The organism is Flavobacteriales bacterium (genome assembly GCA_016713875.1).
Taxonomy (GTDB): Bacteria; Bacteroidota; Bacteroidia; order Flavobacteriales_F; family PHOS-HE28; genus PHOS-HE28.
Genome location: JADJOI010000003.1, coordinates 2457048 through 2475350 on the forward strand (window position 1 = coordinate 2457048; position 18303 = coordinate 2475350).

The window sequence follows — 18303 nt, forward strand, 5'->3', positions numbered from 1 at the left end:
GCCGTCGCCGCAGATCGAAGCGCCACCGCTCAGGGTGCCCGCGTTCGGGCTGCCACGGTGAAGGCCGCGCCCGGCACGTCCAGGCTGGCGCAGATGCTGCCACCGCCCTGCACCAGCAGGCCGTTCACATCAAAGCCGGTGGTCACGCCCAGCTGCACGATCGAGAGATCGAGCGTTGCGGGGTCGTACACCAGCGTGTGGATCGTGTAGCTGCCGTCGTCGGTCACATCGAAGCTCGGGTTCGCACCCGCGTTCACGATCGTCAGACCGGCACCCTGCGTGAGCACGTACACCGTCTGGTAACCAGCGGGCACGTTCGCGTCACCGTTCGGCGTGGCCGTCAGGGTCACCGCGTTGCCGTCGCCGCAGATCGAAGCGCCACCGCTCAGGGTGCCGGCGTTCGGGCTGGCCACGGTAAAGGCCGCACCCGGCACGTCCAGGCTGGCGCAGATGCTGCCACCGCCCTGGATCAGCAGGCTGTTCACATCAAAGCCGGTGGTCACGCCCAGCTGCACGATCGAGAGATCGAGCGTTGCGGGGTCGTACACCAGCGTGTGGATCGTGTAGCTGCCGTCGTCGGTCACATCGAAGCTCGGGTTCGCACCCGCGTTCACGATCGTCAGACCGGCACCCTGCGTGAGCACGTACACCGTCTGGTAACCGGCAGGCACGTTGGCGTCACCGTTCGGCGTGGCCGTCAGCGTCACCGCGTTGCCGTCGCCGCAGATCGAAGCGCCACCGCTCAGGGTGCCCGCGTTCGGGCTGGCCACGGTGAAGGCCGCGCCCGGCACGTCCAGGCTGGCGCAGATGCTGCCACCGCCCTGCACCAGCAGGCCGTTCACATCAAAGCCGGTGGTCACGCCCAGCTGCACGATCGAGAGGTCGAGCGTCGCGGGGTCGTACACCAGCGTGTGGATCGTGTAGCTGCCGTCGTCGGTCACATCGAAGCTCGGGTTCGCACCCGCGTTCACGATCGTCAGACCGGCGCCCTGCGTCAACACGTACACCGTCTGGTAACCAGCGGGCACGTTGGCGTCACCGTTCGGCGTGGCCGTCAAGGTCACCGCATTGCCGTCGCCGCAGATCGAAGCGCCACCGCTCAGGGTGCCCGCGTTCGGGCTGCTCACGGTGAAGGCCGCGCCCGGCACGTCCAGGCTGGCGCAGATGCTGCCACCGCCCTGCACCAGCAGGCCGTTCACATCGAAGCCGGTGGTCACGCCCAGCTGAACGATGCTCAGGTCGAGCGTCGCGGGGTCGTACACCAGCGTGTGGATCGTGTAGCTGCCGTCGTCGGTCACATCGAAGCTCGGGTTCGCACCCGCGTTCACGATCGTCAGACCGGCACCCTGCGTGAGCACGTACACCGTCTGGTAACCGGCAGGCACGTTGGCGTCACCATTCGGCGTGGCCGTCAGCGTCACCGCGTTGCCGTCGCCGCAGATCGAAGCGCCACCGCTCAGGGTGCCCGCGTTCGGGCTGGCCACGGTGAAGGCCGCGCCCGGCACGTCCAGGCTGGCGCAGATGCTGCCACCGCCCTGCACCAGCAGGCCGTTCACATCAAAGCCGGTGGTCACGCCCAGCTGCACGATCGAGAGGTCGAGCGTCGCGGGGTCGTACACCAGCGTGTGGATCGTGTAGCTGCCGTCGTCGGTCACATCGAAGCTCGGGTTCGCACCCGCGTTCACGATCGTCAGACCGGCGCCCTGCGTCAACACGTACACCGTCTGGTAACCAGCGGGCACGTTGGCGTCACCGTTCGGCGTGGCCGTCAAGGTCACCGCATTGCCGTCGCCGCAGATCGAAGCGCCACCGCTCAGGGTGCCCGCGTTCGGGCTGCTCACGGTGAAGGCCGCGCCCGGCACGTCCAGGCTGGCGCAGATGCTGCCACCGCCCTGCACCAGCAGGCCGTTCACATCGAAGCCGGTGGTCACGCCCAGCTGAACGATGCTCAGGTCGAGCGTCGCGGGGTCGTACACCAGCGTGTGGATCGTGTAGCTGCCGTCGTCGGTCACATCGAAGCTCGGGTTCGCACCGGCGTTCACGATGGTCAGACCGGCACCTTGCGTCAACACGTACACCGTCTGGTAACCAGCGGGCACGTTGGCGTCACCGTTCGGCGTGGCCGTCAGGGTGACGGGGGCACCGCCGTTGCTGCAGACGGAAGTTCCTCCGCTCAGCGTACCGGCATCGGGTGCGAGCACGGAAACCTGGACACCGGCCACATCCAGAGCAGCACAGATGCTGCCGCCACCTTGGATGAGCAGACCGTTCACATCGAAACCGGTGGTGACACCGAACTGAACGATGGAGAGGTCAAGCGTGGCGGGGTCGTACACCAACGTATGGATGGTGTAGTCACCCGGTGTGTTCACTTGGAACTCACTGTCGCCGTTCACGGCCTGGATGACCAAGCCGGGCCCTTCGGTGAGCACGTAGAGCACCTGGTAGCCGGCGGGGACGATGGGGTTGGTCGCCGCTCCACCCGAAACGAAAGTGCCGCCCGCATCGAAGCACACTTCCGGCTTCTGGGTGGTGAGCGTTCCGGCGTCCGCCACGCAAGAGGCCGTGATGTTCACGGTGTAGTCCTCCACCTCGCCCAGGGCGAAGTTGGCACAGGCACCTTGGTAGATGAGCGAGCTCATGCTCACCCGCATCCGGGTGGCACCGGCCGGAGCGTTGGCCGGCACAGCGATGGTCCCGTTCACCTGGCCGAAGCCCGATCCCTGGAATACCAGTTCATTTCCGGCGAACACGCCATTCTGGTCCCAATCCACCCACACGCGGTAGCGCCGCTGCAAGAAGAAGAGACCGTTACCGTCCAGCGCGATGGTGGTCGACGTGCCCGGGGTGACGGTGGCGGCCAGAGATGTGAAGTCCCCGTAGCCGTCGTTGTCGCCCGAGGTGTTGTCGATGCCAGCGAACTGCACACGCTGGATGTTGAACGTGTTGCCCGTTCCACCGTCACTGGGACAGTAGGTCTGGGCACTGATCGGGGCGGCCGCCAGCAAAAGGGCGGTCGCCACGGTCGCTCGACGCGCTCGCCGTGCTCGGCGCGTCGTTTGACCAGGGGGAGGGGTTTGCTCCATGATCGTGGGGTTGGATGGGTTCCTGCCGGAAGGCAGATGTTTATGGTTTTTTGACCAACCTTAAACACGGTGTTCGGCCAAGTGTTCGCGACAGGCAGGAAAAAGGCGGAGCGGCCTTTAGAACCGCACGATCACGCGCTCTTCCAACAAGGCCTCGCGCCGCGTGGGCACGAGGAAGTCGAGGCCGATCACTTGCACGCGCACATCGGGCCAGGAAGCGACGCGCACGGGTGCAAGACCTGCGGCCCGCAAGGCGGCCTCGTGCGTGGGGTCCGTGTAGATGTGCACACCGGGACCGATGACACGGGCGGCCTCCTCCACGTTGGAGAGCCAGGGTACGGTGAAGCCCGCGTATCGATCCAGTGCGGTGCCGGCCACTTGCAGCCCTTTGAACCGGTCAGGGCCCAGTCCGTGCTGTGCGGCCCACCGGCCGGCGTGGGCGTTGGCCTGGTACGCGAGCAAGGCTGGATACACATGAAGGTTGAGCGCGAGGCCGCACAGGACGACGGTCCCCACGGTGCGGCCGATCACCGCGGTGGGCGCGGCCGACCGCCAGGCAGTCGCTACCCATGCGATCGCCAGCAGGCCCACCGCTGCGAAGGTCGTTCCGACCGGTGATGCGAACGACCATCCGCAGACCAACGCCGAAAGCCCGAGCACGATGACAAGCACCACCAACTGGGCGCGCCACCATCCCTTCCCGAGATCGGGCATCCCACGGGCGGCCACCACGGCGAAGAGCGGCAGCGCGACGTAGATGTAGTGCGGAAGCTTGAACTGCGAGAGCGACAACGCGACCAGCACGGACAGCCCACCGAACAAGGACACCTGTTCATCGCCGGTCCTCAGGTGGCGCATCGCAACGCCCAGCCCGGCGACGAGGAACAGGGTCCAGGGCAGCAGCAACCAGGGCAGTTCGTGCAGGAAATAGAGCACCGTGGAGTCGTCCTTCCAGCGGTTCGCGCCGGTGATGCGGCCGAAGCTCTGTTCCCAGAAGAAGAAGCGGATGCCATGCAGGCCATGCTGTTCGTAAAGCCCGATGAGCATCGGCGCCAGCATCAGCCCGGCGATCGCAGCAACGATGAGCCAGGCGGGATCCAGGATCCGGCGCCACCGTGCGCGCCAGGCGGCATCGAGGGCGAGGGCGAGGGCCGGAGCCACCGCAGCGATGGGACCCTTGGCGAGCAGGCCGGCCCCCAAGGCGATGCCGCACCCCACCAGCGCCCACCAGCGGCGGCGCTCCATCCACGCCGAGCCGGTCCAGATGGTGGTGATCACCGCGGCGGTGAGCAGGGTGTCCGTGCGCACGTCGTTCGTCATCAGCAGGAAGGCCGCACTGCAACCCATCACCAGCACGGCCCGCCGGGCGGTGTCCGGATCGTGATGCACCCGGGTGAAGCGGTACAGCGCGAACAACCCGAGGAAGGCGGCGAGGACGGACGGCAGGCGGTAGCTCCAGTCGCTCACGCCGAACAGGGCATGGGAGGCGGCGGCGCTCCAGAACAACAACGGCGGTTTGTCCAGGTAGTCGGCGCCCCGGAAAACGAGGTGGAGCAGGTCGCCACGGTGCATCATCTCCTGCGTCATGGCCGCATACTGGGCGGCGTCCACCTCCATCAGGTCGAGGCCGAGGCCCGCCAGCACCACCACCACCAGGCCGAGGAGCGACCAGCGGAAGAGGGCGGGGCTGACCATGGATCGAAAGGATCGTTAACGCAGGGGCGGCCAAGATCGTGAACCTGTAACATTGTCCGGAGCATGAAGCGCCGCGGACTGGCCACCCTGGTGATCCTCGCCACGTTGAGCGTGGTGGGCGTGGTGCTCATCCAGATCCTGTGGCTCGACCGGGCCTTCCGCATGCAGCGCGAGCAGCTCACCCTGCAGCGCCAGCAGCAGGTGCAGCTCGACAAGCAGTTCAACGACCGGGTGGTGATCGCCCTCACGGACGTCACCGAACGGATCCTGTCCATCAACAAGGACCCCTCCGACCTGTTCGACGCCGTGAAGCAGGAGCGGCCCAACTACTTCGTGGTCACGATCAACGATACGCTCCACCCGTACCTGCTGGAGTCCATGCTGAAGAAGGAGTTCCAGCGCCGGGGCATCAGCGAGGACTTCGAGTACGGGATCTACGACTGCTTCACGGATTCGATCGTCTACGGCAACTATGTGGGTCTGGACTCGGTGCCTTCGGACACCACGCACTCCCACCTGATGAAGCTGGACAAGGACGGGCACTATTTCGGGGTGTACTTCCCCCGTCGGCACAGCGCATTGTGGAACCCCGAGCCTGCGAGCAGCGGCACGTGGGTCTACCCGGCGATCGTCACCCTCATCGTCTTCGGCTTCTTCGCCTACAGCGTGTGGATGATCATGCGGCAAAAGCGGTTGAGCGAGATGAAGAACGATTTCATCGGCAACATGACGCATGAGCTGAAGACCCCGATCAGCACCATCGCCCTCAGCAGCGAGGTGATCGCCGATCCGTCCATCGCACGCGAGCCGGACCGGCTGGCATCGTACGCCCGCATCATCCGCAGCGAGACCGAACGCCTGCGCGCCCAGGTGGACCGTGTACTACAGCTCACCACCCTGGAGCGCGACGGGCCTTCGCTGAACACCGAGGCCATCGACCTGCACGCACTGGTCCGCGAGGTGGCCTCCTCCTTCGCGCTGGTGCTGGAGGAGCGGAACGGGGAGCTCACCCTTGACCTGAAGGCGGCGCGACCGGTGGTGAAAGGCGACCGTGTGCACCTCTCCAACGCGCTGTCCAACCTGATCGACAACGCCATCAAGTACAGCCCGGAGGCCCCGCATGTCACCGTCTCCACGCGGGATGAAGGCGGTGATCTGGCCGTGGAGGTGGCCGACCGCGGCATCGGGATCGCCCGGGAGCACCTGCGACACGTCTTCGAGCGCTTCTACCGGGTGCCCACCGGCAATGTGCACGACGTGAAAGGTTTCGGCCTGGGCCTGCACCACGTGCAGCAAGTGATCAAGGCGCACCACGGATCGGTACGGGTGCACAGCGAACCCGGACGGGGCAGCCGCTTCATCCTGCTCCTTCCCCGCACCACCCCATCCCCATGAGCGACAGCAAAGGCCACATCCTGCTGGTGGAGGACGATCCCAACCTGGGCTTCGTCATCCAGGACGCCCTGGCCCGCAAAGGCTACACCGTGCACCTGTGCCGCGACGGCAAGGAAGGGCTGCGCTACTTCAACAGCAACCCGTACGACCTGTGCGTGCTCGATGTGATGCTGCCACAGAAGGACGGTTTCAGCCTGGCGGAGGACATCCGCATCACCAACGAGCAGGTGCCCATCGTGTTCCTCACGGCCAAGAGCCAGACCGAGGACCGCATCGCCGGGTTCAAGGCCGGCGGCGATGACTACCTCACCAAACCGTTCAGCCACGAGGAGCTCGTGCTGCGCATCGAGGCCATCCTGCGGCGCACCAAGGGCAAGGGCGAGGACAAGCGCCAGCGCGAACGCTTCGAACTGGGCACCTACCTCTTCGATCACCGCGACCTGAGCCTCAAGCATCCGGCCGGCGACCGCAAGCTCACCCGCAAGGAGGCCGACGTACTGCGCCTGCTGTGCATGCATCAGGACCAGGTGCTGCCGCGCGAGCTGGTGCTCAACATGGTGTGGGGCGACGACACCTACTTCCTGGGGCGCAGCCTCGACGTGTTCATCAGCCGGCTGCGGAAGTACCTGAAGGCCGACGCCTCGGTGCAGATCGTGAACGTGCACGGGGTGGGCTTCAAGTTGCAGGTGGGCTGACCGTCCGGTTACCTTGGGCGGGTGAGCCTGCCCCTCCGTCCCCTGCTGTGCGTGTTGCTCCTCGGTGCTGGTGCATCGGGCGCTCGTGCATCGGCCACGGACCCGCTATGGGCGCGTTATCAGGATCCCGGACTGAGCGCACGCGAGCGGCTGACAGCGTTGCATGAGGTGATCCACGGCCTTCGGTCAAGCGACGTGGACAGCAGCAGGGCCCTCGCCGAACGCATGCGCGCCGAGGCCGTGGTGGCCCGTGACACCTTGATGATCGCGCTTGCCGAACGCGACCTCGGGCTGGCCGCCATCCTCCAACGCGACAACGACCGTGCCCGTCTTCACTTGGAACGCGCCCTGGCGCTGTACCTGAGCGAAGGTGACAGCGCCGGGCATCGTGGTGCGGGAGCCACGCTCAGCAGCCTGGGCATGGTACACAAGAACGCCGGCCGCATGCAGGAGGCCGTGGCGGCATACCGGCGTTCCATGTCCGAACACGTGCTCGCGCGCGATGAGGAAGGCACGGTGTACGCGCTCAATGGCCTGGGTCGGGTGCACGAGATCCAAGGCGCCTATGACAGTGCCCTGGTGTACTACAGCGCTGTGGCGGAGGTGGCCGCACGGGTCGCCCTGCCCGAGATGGAGGCCGCCGGATACGGCAACATGGCCAATGTGAACGCCGAACTGGGCCGCTTCGGAGAGGCCATCGACCTCACTTACCGCAGCCTGGCCCTGATGGAACGGCTGGGCGACAAGCGCGGCATGGCCACCTGCCTCACCGGCGTGAGCTCACTGAAGGATGCGCTCGGTGAGCACGACGACGCCTATGCCCTGTTGCACAAGGCCCATGCGCTCTACACCGAGGTGGGCTACCGGCAGGGCATGATGACGGCCGGCACCAGCCTCGGTGCCATGCTGCTGGCACGCGGGAAGGTGGACAGTGCCGCGCTGGTGCTGGAGCGCGCCCTCTCGCTGGTGCGCGAAGCCGAGGCCCGCGACCTCATGGGACGTCCACTGCGTGACCTGGCCGCGGTGCGGCGGGCGCAGCATCGCCACGCGGAGGCGGAGACCCTGTTGAGCGAGGCCGTGGCGCTGGCCCGCGAGCTGGGTGATGCCCCCGGTGAGGCCCGCGCCCAGATCGGGCTGGGGCTCACCGCGCTCGCCGAAGGGCGTGCGGTCGAGGCTGCGCGCCGGTGCATGCTCGGGGAGGAACTGGCCAGCGACCACCAGGCGGTGGAGGAAAGCATCGAGGCGTGCAGCTGCCTGCATCAGGCGCTGAAGGCCCAGGGGCGCGGCATGGAGGCCCTGCGCTACCACGAGACCTGGGTGATGCTGCGCGACAGCCTGGCCAACGACCGCACGGCGCGGCAGCTCACGCGGCGCGACATGCTGCACTCCTTCAACAAACGCCAGCTGGCCGACAGCATGCGCCACGCCACCGAACTGGATGAGCTGGAGACCGCACGCACGATCGAAGCCCTTCGTGCCGACCGCAACAGGGCCCGGGCCTGGGCCGTGGGCGGCGGGGGCCTGCTTCTGCTGCTGGGCGGTGGCCTCTGGTTCCGCACCGACCGCAAGCGCCGCCGCGAACGCTTCGAGAAGGAGGCCGCCCACCTGGAGACCCAGGCCCTGCGCAGCCAGATGAACCCCCACTTCATCTTCAACGCCCTCAACTCCATCAACGCCTTCATCCAGCGCAACGAGTCCGACGACGCCTCCAGCTACCTCACCCGCTTCGCCCGCGTGATGCGCAGCGTGCTGGAGAACAGCCGCCACGCCACCGTGCCCCTGCACGACGACCTGGAGACCCTGCGCGGCTACATGGACCTGGAGCGCCGACGCCTACAGGAGAAGTTCGACTTCACCATCCGCGTGCATCCCGACATCGACCCGCAGGAGGTGCAGGTGCCTCCGCTGGTGGTGCAGCCCTTCGTGGAGAACGCCATCTGGCACGGAGTCACGCACATGGAGGGCAAGGGCCACATCACCCTGGCGGTGGAACCGCGCGGCACCCAGTTGCTGTGGATCATCGAGGACGATGGCGTGGGCCGCAACGCCCCCAAGGCGCAGCACACCGAGCAGCCCACGAAGAAGACCTCGCTGGGCACGGCCATCACCCGCAGCCGCCTGGACCTGGTGCAGAAGCAGCACGACGGGCACGCCGGCTTCCGCTATGTGGACCGGCCCACCGGCACCCGCGTGGAGGTGGAGATGCCGTTGCTCAGGGACGTGTAGGGGTGTGAACGCCCCTCCTGCGCGTGGGGCGCGCCATGCGCCGGGCAAGCAGGGGCCTGACGCAATGAACCCCCCTCCTGCGCGTGGAACGCTCCACGCGCCGGGCAAGGAGGGGTCCGCCGTCGCTGTGCTATGGCGGACAAAGTTGGGGGGAGGTGGCAACTCAGGCATGCCGGGATCGCATGCGGATCGAAACCACCCCGTGCCCCTCCTTGTGCACCCGCAGCGAGCGATCGCTGCTCAGGAGGGGGCTTGATCGGATGAACCCCCCTCTTGCGCGTGGAACGCTCCACGCGCCGAACAAGGAGGGGTCCGCCGTCGCTGTGCTATGGCGGACAAAGTTGGGGGAGGTGGCAACTCAGGCATGCCGGGATCGCATGCGGATCGAAACCACCCCGTACCCCTGCTTATGCACCCGCAGCGAGCGATCGCTGCTCAGGAGGGGACTTGATCGGATGAACCCCCCTCCTGCGCGTGGATCGCTCCACGCGCCGAACAAGGAGGGGTCCGCCGTCGCTGTGCTATGGCGGACAAAGTTGGGGGAGGTGGCAACTCAGTCATGCCGGGATCACGTGCTGATCGAAACCACCCCGCGCCCCTCCTTGTGCACCCGCAGCGAGCGATCGCTGCTGGGGAGGGGGATTGAGATCCATGTGCCCATCCCGCTGGGGCGGAACAAGTCGTGCGCATGTGCCCCAACGCCGAGGGCCACCCCGCGAACGCGAAGCGGCCCTCGGCCAGGGTTCAGCACAACGTTACCGCGCCACCTTCACGGCCTTCTTCACCACGAAGCTGTCGTTGAGGTACAGCGTGCAGTGGTAGGTGCCCGGCGCCAGGTCGGTCGTGGTCCAGTCGTGGGTATACGCGCCCACCTCACGCACGGCCTCCTCCAGCACCTCCAGCCGCTTGCCGCTGGCATCGCTGACCTCCAGGCGCGTGCGGCCCGGCGCGGCCACCGTGTAGCGCAGCTGCGTGAGGTCCGCCACCGGGTTGGGCAGGATGAAGAGATCGGTGCGCAGGGCTTCGTTTGCACCCGCTCCTGTCCCTGCCCCTGGGCTCATGGTGCGCTGGTCAGTTCCTCCGTTGGCCGTGCAGCAGCTCGCGAGGTCCTGCTGCATCGCAGCGAGTTGTTGCTGGAGCTGAGCGACCTGGTCTTGCAGAGCGGCCATCTGCGCGCCTTGTTCGTTGCTCGCCCCGACAAGCACCGGGATCAGCCCGCCGTAGTTCACGGCCTTGAAGGTCACCGCCGGTTGAAGGACGTTCCCCAACGAGTCGACCTCCGCAGGCTGGGTCACCGTTCGGACCAGATCGGGCAGAACGGCCTGAAGATCGCCAGCCATGATGCCATCGTGGGTGCCTTCCGGTAGACCCAACTGGGGGTAGTCGGCCGTCCTGAACTGATACCGCTTCGGCTGCAACTGGGCGAGTATATCCGAGGCATCGGTCAGGTCCGTGACATTCTGCTTCAGCATCGCATCGGAGCTCTGCCACACACCGGCCGAATGAAAACCCGCGCCGACGAAATAGGCCGCCCAGCGATTGGGATAGTTCGTGTGCTGCGTGCTGCCATATACGCCGGCCAATAGGACTGCGCTGCTCGAGTCGCTCGGGGTGGTGTACACATAACCATGCACGCCGAAACCCTTGGTGGTGGGCAGCCCGCTGCTGTAGCCTTTTACACCATACGCATTGGTGGCCTGCCCGGATCCGTTCTCCGTGTCCCCGTAGACACCCATGTTGTCCGTGGTGGACTTGCCGGTGTTGAGCCAGCCCCGGCCATATACACCATAGTTCTTCACAGCCCCGTCGTAGGCCCGCGTATGCACGCCATAGTGTTCGTTGCCCGAGGTCTGGCCGCTGGCCGTCTGCACCACGCACTTCAGCCCAATGTTCTCAGTGCCGTTGTTATCACCTTTCGTGTACACCTGGATCCCCAGGTCGTTGGACGAGGTCTGGTTGCGCAGCACGTCCAGTTTGGCTTCGGGCGAACTGTCACCGATCCCTACGTTCTCGGCATCGTCGGGGCATGCACCGTTGGCCGCACCCACTGCAGTGATCACATGGTTCGGGGATGTGCTGCTCATGGTCCATTCGCAGTTGTCGGGCAGGTTGGCCAGACTGCGCCAATGCAAGCGCCCATCATTATCGGTCACCACGACCCGATCCAGCTCCTGGTTCTCGTAATCGGGCACCAGCCTGCGGATCATGATCGTGCGGTCCAGCACGTCCAGCCGCTCATCGGGCGTGGCGCTCTGGCCGAACCAGTCGCCGATGCCCACGAACACCTCCGAACCGCTGTCGTGCGGGTAGAGCTGCATGGCCTCCAAGCCCTCCATGGAGTTGCTACCGGTGGGGCTGGAACTGCTGTACTCCGAGGTGAAGATGAAGCGCATGCGATCGCTGAGCCAGGTGCCCGGGTTATCGCTCCACTGCACGATGGCATCGGTGTAGTCGTTCAGTTCACCGGACTCGGGCTCCTCGGGATTGTCGTAGGTGTACTTCTGCCCGATGTACATCTGGTCGCTGTTGCCCGTGAAGGTGACGCCGTTGCGCATCCACGGCCGGTAGCCGATGCTCTGAAACCCATAGGCGCCAGGCTCCGCCAGATGTAACCGGCTGAATGTACCTGGGCCATTGTCCCAGAAGTAGCTGCTGGGACTGATGCCTACAAAACCCGCTGTGGGGATCGAAGAGAAGCTTCCAATGGTGTAACTATTCTCTTCGTTCACGACCAAACGGACCTTGTCATAGGTGCGGATGGTCATCTCCACGGCATCGGTCGTACCTAGAAAATGGGTCCCAAATGACGTGCTGCCATTTCCTGTGATATGCCAATCAACTACCTGTGCCGTGCTAGTGAGGCTGAGTATCACAGTTCCAACTAACCATGTCGTTCTCATGTCGTCAGGGTTTGGCCCAACGACCTATTCCACCTTTGTCCATTTCGCTGTTCCGCGCCAACCCGCGCCAATAACCTCGACCACGTACGTTCCGGATGCCAGGTTGTGTGTATCGATGGTCATCTGTGGACCTTCGTCAATCACACTAGCTTCCAACACACTTCGCCCCCGGAGATCCCAAATGACCAACCGGTCTACCGATGGTACTCGATCCCAACGCACCGTCAATGAGCCAGGTCTGGACCACACGGCAGGGGCCGGTGCGATCGACTGGACCTCACCGATTACCTCCACCACGACTGCATCGAAGTAGTAGTAAGCATGATTGAACCCGAAGTTCCCCGCCACTGGTAGTACCTGTGTTCCGGCGTTGTCGGTGAAGGAGCCGATCACCATGAACCGCTCACCACCAGCAGCCACGATCGTATCCTCCACGTGCATCCAATCGTCCTCATCGATGTAATAGGCCGCGTCGTAGAACACCGCTTGCGGTACCACAGGTAGGGCTCCAGGGATCGGCATTGTGGGATCGAAGACCGTGTCCACCGAGAAGAAAGCACCGATCGTGTTCACGGCTTGTTGGCAACAGTCCGGTATGGAGATCTCCATTGCCACACGATATGCGTGCCCTGCTTGAAGGGGCTGCGTGAGCCCCACTTCCATGTAATCTTTGAGCTCCGACAGGTTCTGTTTCAGGTATGCTCCCGCAAAGCGGTTCCCGTGATAGGGCGCTTGGTAGCAGATCAGGCCGATCGTTTCTGTCGTATCCATGTACACCCCACACGGGCTATCGTCCATGTTGTAGATGTCCGGCGTGGCATAGTTGGCACTGAACCAGGGCGGGGCCACCAGGATGGGGTTGTCGGCGGTGGTGCAATACGCGGTGTCCTCGAACGACCAGTTGGGCACCAGGTTCTGGGCTTTGCCGGGGTGCGACGACAGTACAAGCGAAACGGACAGGCCCGCGCGCAGCGCGAAGGTGACGACCGCGCGCGGGCAGGTGGAAGGAAGATCGTTGAGCACGTTCATGTTCTTCGCCTTCTTTTCGCCTCCGCCTCTTTGGGCACATGCAGGACGGGCCCGACACATGGTCGCGCTGCCTGCCGCGCAACACCTGGTGCTGCGGGTGCTCGCCGCCGCGGGCCGGCGTGCGGCTGTTCCGGCCCGGGTCGGTACCTTTGCGCTAGCTCGTGTTCATGTTCCCATGCCTTAGGGGGTGAATGTTGAGCGACCAGAGCCCTCGGTGTTCATAGCGCCGGGGGCTTCTTTCATCGATCGTTGGTGAGGTTGCCTTGGTAGGTCCCAGGCTTGTCGGCCTCCAGCTTCCGGCCTCCAGCTTCCGACTTTCGGCCGCCAGCCCCAGGCTTCCAGCTGCCCGCTGCAGGCTTCCTGTTTCCAGCCCTCCGCCGCCAGCAAAGGCCTCCCCAGTGCAGCCGGGCATGCGGTGCAAGATGATCCTGAATGGAGGCGGTGGAGGTATGGCGGTTCAAGGTAAGGTTCACTGACAGGATAGGTTCTTATTGTTCAAAAATCGTTGTTCTCAACCGATTTCTGTTCGATCGTTCCTTACGACGAGATCACCATGTCCGTGCTGTCGTGCCCATAGGAACGCTGGCCGATGTACGCGTGATCGTGGTTGCCTGTGAGCGTGACGCCGTTGCGCATCCACGGCCGGTAGCCGATGCTCTGGAACCCGTTGGCACCGGGTTCTGCCAGATGCAGCCGACTGAAGGGGCCCGGCCCATTGTCCCAGAAATAGCTGCTGGGGCTGATACCCACGAAGCCCGATGTGGGGATCGAAGAGAAGCTCTCAATGGTGTAATTGTCCTCCTCGTTTACCACAAGGCGAAACTTGTCGTATGTGCGCAACGTCAGTCGCACATCATCAGTGGTTCCAAGAAAATCAGTGGTCCAGTCCGTTCCTGTATTACCAGTCTCTATCCACTGACCCCTAACGGTGAAAGTGCTCAGGGTCAACATTCCGAGCAGTACGCTGTTCTTCATCTGTTCAGGTATTTCTGCCCGAGAGCTTCCATTCATTTGATGAACTTCAACACAGACGTCCCTGTGGATGAGGTCGCCCTGGCGATGTATGGTCCCTCGGCCAGATCAGGCGGCAATGGAGTACAGCCTTCGTTTCCTGTTAGCGGATTGACCCTTAGAACAAGTCGTCCGCGCGTGTCCAAAACCAGCAACTCCCAAAGTGCCGCGTTGCCTTGCCATCCGATGTGCCCAGCAAAAGACCATAGACGAAGTATCGAAGCCAATGGCGAGTTTACTGCCTGTACTGTGACCGCTTCAACCGCAACAGCGTCAATGTAGTAGTAGGCATTATCTGATGGCCACAACGGCATCAGATCAATTCCAATCACCTCATCATCGTTCTGAAACGTACCAAGCACCATCCAACGTTCGCCACCCACTGCCAGAAACGTATCCACGAGTTGAGTCCAAGCAGTGTCAACCAGATAGGGGCTCATCGGATCACGAAGTTCCACTTGCGGCGTAACTGGCAAGGCTGTTGTGATTTGCGCATGGATACTGTCCGGTCCGAAGTAGACACCGATGTGGTCAATTGCACGTCGATGGCCTTTCGGGCGGGCACAATACATCGACACTCGGTACGCCTGGCCAGACACAAGGTCCGTCTGCAACCGGGTGCTCAAGTACTCCCGAGTACCAGCAGTGCCTCCAGGACCATACCAGTGAAATCCACCGGCAAATCGAGACCCATCAAATGCAGCCTTGTAGCCCTTTACTGAGACGGTGACAAAGAAGCGGTCGATCGGCACGATCTGTGGATCGAGCTTGACATGAAGCGAACAGATGCGCGAAGCCTCAGCGATGAGGCGCTGAACGAACGATTGCGGCAGGCGGTGCGCTGCCGCTTGCAAGGTTGCGGGCTGAAAGAGTCTTCCGCGCTGTGCAGCCTTGGGCTGACGGCGGCCAATGATGCTTGGCAACGCTATCAGCGCGGGGGATGGAGAGCCGTTGAGGTATGCCGCAGCGGGCGGCCGCAAGGCAGCGGCATGATCCTGACGCAAGAGCAGCAGAAGCAGACACTTCGGCTGATCGCTGACAAGATGCCCGATCAATTGAAGTTGCCCTATGCGCTGTGGTCACGCAAGGCCATCGCGCTGTTGATCAAAGAACGCTTCGGCGTAGTGCTGCCCGAACGCACGATGACCGACTACTTGAGCCGTTGGGGCTTCAGCGCACAGAAGCCGATGCGCCGCGCAGCAGAACAGCGGCCCGAACTGGTGCGCAAGTGGCGTGAAGAGGTCTATCCGGCGATCAAGCGCAGGGCCGAATTGGAGGGCGCGGACATCCATTGGGGGATGAGACCGGCCTGCGCAATGATGATGTGCGTGGACGGAGCTTCGCCAAGCGTGGCAAGACGCCGGTGGTGCGTGTGCTGAACAAGCGCTTCGGCCGTTCGATCATCTCCACCATCACCAATCGCGGCCAGATGCGGTGGATGGTCTTCAAGGGCGCCCTTGATGCGGAGATCTTCCAGGATTTCCTCGCACGTTTGATCAAAGGGGCAAAGCGCAAGGTGTTCCTCATCCTGGACAACCTGCCGGTGCATCATGCCAAAGTCCTGCGCCCATGGCTGGAAAAGCACAAGGAGCGCATCGAACTGTTCTTCATGCCGGGCTACTCACCCGAACTCAACCCCGTGGAGGTGGCCAATGCCGACCTGAAGAAGAACGTGACCAGCGCTCCGCCGCCGCGCACCGAGGAGCAACTCGTTGAGAACATCTTGGCCCATTACCGAAGCGTGTCCAAGAAGCCCAAGCACATCAAAAGCTACTTCGGTCACCCCGATGTTCGATATGCCGCATGAAACCGGATCTTCACCACCGGCTCAGTATCTGGATTCCTGAGTCTGTTGCATCCATGAATCGGCCGCATGGTGCAATGGTGTCGCAATCCCAGATATCAGGCGTAGCCAAGTTGGCGCTATACCAGCCGACCGCCTCCTCGTAAGGCGGTTGATACAGGGAGCAATGGGTGGTGTCCTCGAAGCTCGGGTTGGGCACGAGGTTCTGAGCCGTCGCCATCGCGGCGAGGGCCAAGTTCATCAAGTGAAGAAGGAGTGCTCTGGGCATAGACGTTCTCCTTACTTGTTGCGGCGCTCCTGGTCGCCGGGTAGACCGCGCATCGCATGGATGCGCTGCCTTCCCGTACGGATCGGCCTTGGGCCCTCCGTTGCGACCGGCACCATTGGGGCCATGCGCCTGCTCCCCAAGGGTCTGTACCTTTGCCCTAGCTCGTGTTCATGTTCCTATGCCTTAGGGGGTGAATGTTGAGCGACCAAAGCCCTCGGTGTGTCAAGCGCCGGGGGCTTCTTTCATCGATGGTTGGTGAGGTTCCCTTGGTAGGTCCCAGGCTTGTCGGCTTCCAGCTACCAGCTTCCAGCCTCCGGCCTCCAGCAGGCCTCCGCGTGCTCCGCGTTCACTGGAGATGTGGTTCACGGCAGCCATGGCAGGTCGAAGATAGTCGACATCAAGGAAGCTGGTGCTCGCGGTTGAAAACTTCATGTGGGTTTCACCGATCAGATCGTACGACCGAGCCAGGTGCCTGGGTTATCGCTCCAGTGGATCACCATGTCCGTGCTATCGTGACCATAGTAGCGCTGGCCCACATAGCCGTGGTCGCTGTTGCCTGTGAAGGTGACGCCGTTGCGCATCCACGGCCGGTAGCTGATGCCCTGGAACCCGTTGGCACCGGGTTCCGCCAGATGCAGCCGACTGAAGGGGCCCGGCCCATTGTCCCAGAAATAGCTGCTGGGGCTGATGCCGACAAAACCCGCTGTGGGGAGCAGACTGAAGCTGCCGATGTCGTAGTTGTCCTCTTTGTTCACCACCAAACGGACCTTATCATAGGTGCGTATGGTGAACTGTACATTGTCCGTTGTCCCCGCAAAATGGGTCCCAAAGGACGTACTGCCGTTCCCAGTGATGTGCCAATCCACCACTTGCGCCGAGCTGCTGAAACCAAGCACTAAAGCTCCAACTAACCAAGTCGTTCTCATGTCGTCAGGGTTTGGCCCAACGACCTATTCCACCTTTGTCCATTTCGCTGTTGCGCGCCAACCACCGCCGATGACCTCAACCACGTATGTACCTTGAGCCAAGCTGTGCGTATCCAAGCTGATCGTCGAGCCCTGCTGTCGCACCCCGGTTTCCAACACACATCGTCCGCGAAGGTCCCAAATGACCAGACGATCGAGTGTTGGCAGGGACTCGGTCCTCACGGAAAGCCATCCCGGACCAGACCAAACGACGAACGCATCCTCAACTACTGCTGGCTCCCCAACCTCCTCAACCACGATCGCATCAAAATAGTAATAGGCGTGCGGGAATGGTGTATTCCCTGGCACCTGAAGGGTAGCTGTCGAGGCATTGTCCGTGAAGGACCCGATGAGCATGAAACGCTCTCCGCCATTCGCAACGATGGTATCCTCCACATGCATCCAATTTGTTTCGTCCGTGTAGAAGGCAGGTTCGTGGAAAACAGCCTGAGGGACAAACGGGAGCACACCAGGAATAGGTAGCGTTGGATCGAAGATCGTGTCCATCGAAAAGTGGGCTCCCAGTGTATTCACGGCCCTTTTCCAGCAGTCCGGCAGTGAGATCTCCATTGCCACGCGGTACATTCGGCCGGCCACCAGACTTTCAGTAAGGGAAACCTGCATATATTCCTTCAGCTCAGTCGTGGTTTGCCAGAGATATTCCCCTGCAAAACGATTACCGTGGTATGGAGCTTGAAAACAGATAGCCCCGATAGTTTGGTTTGGGTCCATGTACACCCCGCACGGACTATCATCCATGTTGTAGATGTCCGGCGTAGCGTAGTTGGCACTGAACCAGGGCGGGGCCACCAGGATGGGGTTGTCGGCGGTGGTGCAATAGGCGGTGTCCTCGAACGACCAGTTGGGCACCAGGTTCTGGGCTTTGCCGGGGTGCGACGACAGTACAAGCGAAACGGACAGGCCCGCGCGCAGCGCGAAGGTGACGACAGCGCGCAGGCAGGTGGAAGGAAGATCGTTGAGCACGTTCATGTTCTTCGCCTTCTTTTCGCCTCCGCCTCTTTGGGCACATGCAGGACGGGCCCGACACATGGTCGTGCTGCCTGCCGCGCAACACCTGGTGCTGCGGGTGCTCGCCGCCGCGGGCCGGCGTGCGGCTGTTCCGGCCCGGGTCGGTACCTTTGCGCTAGCTCGTGTTCATGTTCCCATGCCTTAGGGGGTGAATGTTGAGCGACCAGAGCCCTCGGTGTTCATAGCGCCGGGGGCTTCTT

At 63.2% G+C, this 18303-nt stretch carries 12 protein-coding genes and 1 pseudogene; 4 read left to right on the forward strand and 9 right to left on the reverse strand.

Features of this window, described 5'->3' with window-relative positions:
• Positions 1 to 29: 29 nt before the first annotated feature.
• Entirely contained in the window at positions 30 to 3023 is a 2994-nt protein-coding gene (locus IPJ87_11985; protein MBK7942571.1) for a hypothetical protein, read from the reverse strand.
• Positions 3024 to 3203: 180 nt separating this feature from the next.
• Complete coding sequence (locus IPJ87_11990) at positions 3204 to 4781, reverse strand: glycosyltransferase family 39 protein (protein ID MBK7942572.1); 1578 nt, start codon at positions 4779 to 4781, stop codon at positions 3204 to 3206.
• Positions 4782 to 4844: 63 nt separating this feature from the next.
• On the opposite strand from IPJ87_11990, the gene IPJ87_11995 reads away from it, so the two are divergent.
• From IPJ87_11995 to IPJ87_12005, 3 genes are read left to right on the forward strand one after another with little or no spacing between them, the layout of a single operon-like run.
• The gene (locus tag IPJ87_11995; protein ID MBK7942573.1) at positions 4845 to 6176 is read left to right on the forward strand and encodes a sensor histidine kinase; all 1332 of its coding nucleotides are present in this window, start codon (positions 4845 to 4847) and stop codon (positions 6174 to 6176) included.
• A complete protein-coding gene (locus IPJ87_12000; protein ID MBK7942574.1) occupies positions 6173 to 6871 on the forward strand; it encodes a response regulator transcription factor in 699 nt (232 codons plus the stop codon). The genes IPJ87_11995 and IPJ87_12000 overlap by 4 nt, the downstream gene beginning before the upstream one ends.
• Positions 6872 to 6892: 21 nt before the next feature.
• Complete coding sequence (locus IPJ87_12005) at positions 6893 to 9097, forward strand: tetratricopeptide repeat protein (GenBank protein MBK7942575.1); 2205 nt, start codon at positions 6893 to 6895, stop codon at positions 9095 to 9097.
• Between the two features lie 755 nt (positions 9098 to 9852).
• On the opposite strand, the gene IPJ87_12010 is transcribed toward IPJ87_12005, so the two are convergent.
• From IPJ87_12010 to IPJ87_12025, 4 genes are all read right to left on the reverse strand, one after another.
• On the reverse strand, positions 9853 to 11862 hold the full coding sequence (locus IPJ87_12010) for a tail fiber domain-containing protein (protein ID MBK7942576.1): 2010 nt from the start codon (positions 11860 to 11862) through the stop codon (positions 9853 to 9855).
• Between the two features lie 159 nt (positions 11863 to 12021).
• Positions 12022 to 13026, reverse strand: coding sequence for a hypothetical protein (locus IPJ87_12015; GenBank protein MBK7942577.1), 1005 nt, complete (start codon positions 13024 to 13026; stop codon positions 12022 to 12024).
• A gap of 537 nt (positions 13027 to 13563) precedes the next feature.
• Positions 13564 to 13839 carry a hypothetical protein gene (locus IPJ87_12020; protein ID MBK7942578.1) on the reverse strand — a complete coding sequence of 92 codons (276 nt, stop codon included), beginning with the start codon at positions 13837 to 13839 and terminating at the stop codon, positions 13564 to 13566.
• Positions 13840 to 14033: 194 nt separating this feature from the next.
• Positions 14034 to 14789, reverse strand: a complete 756-nt coding sequence (locus IPJ87_12025; protein MBK7942579.1) for a hypothetical protein — start codon at positions 14787 to 14789, stop codon at positions 14034 to 14036.
• A gap of 21 nt (positions 14790 to 14810) precedes the next feature.
• Here IPJ87_12025 and IPJ87_12030 point away from each other — a divergent pair.
• Positions 14811 to 15844, forward strand: a pseudogene (locus IPJ87_12030) (IS630 family transposase).
• 10 nt (positions 15845 to 15854) lie between these two features.
• On the opposite strand, the gene IPJ87_12035 reads toward IPJ87_12030, so the two are convergent.
• The 3 genes from IPJ87_12035 to IPJ87_12045 form a co-directional block, all read right to left on the reverse strand.
• Positions 15855 to 16082 carry a hypothetical protein gene (locus IPJ87_12035; protein MBK7942580.1) on the reverse strand — a complete coding sequence of 76 codons (228 nt, stop codon included), beginning with the start codon at positions 16080 to 16082 and terminating at the stop codon, positions 15855 to 15857.
• Positions 16083 to 16555: 473 nt separating this feature from the next.
• On the reverse strand, positions 16556 to 17035 hold the full coding sequence (locus IPJ87_12040; protein MBK7942581.1) for a hypothetical protein: 480 nt from the start codon (positions 17033 to 17035) through the stop codon (positions 16556 to 16558).
• 24 nt (positions 17036 to 17059) lie between these two features.
• Positions 17060 to 18064, reverse strand: coding sequence for a T9SS type A sorting domain-containing protein (locus IPJ87_12045; protein MBK7942582.1), 1005 nt, complete (start codon positions 18062 to 18064; stop codon positions 17060 to 17062).
• Positions 18065 to 18303 lie beyond the last annotated feature (239 nt).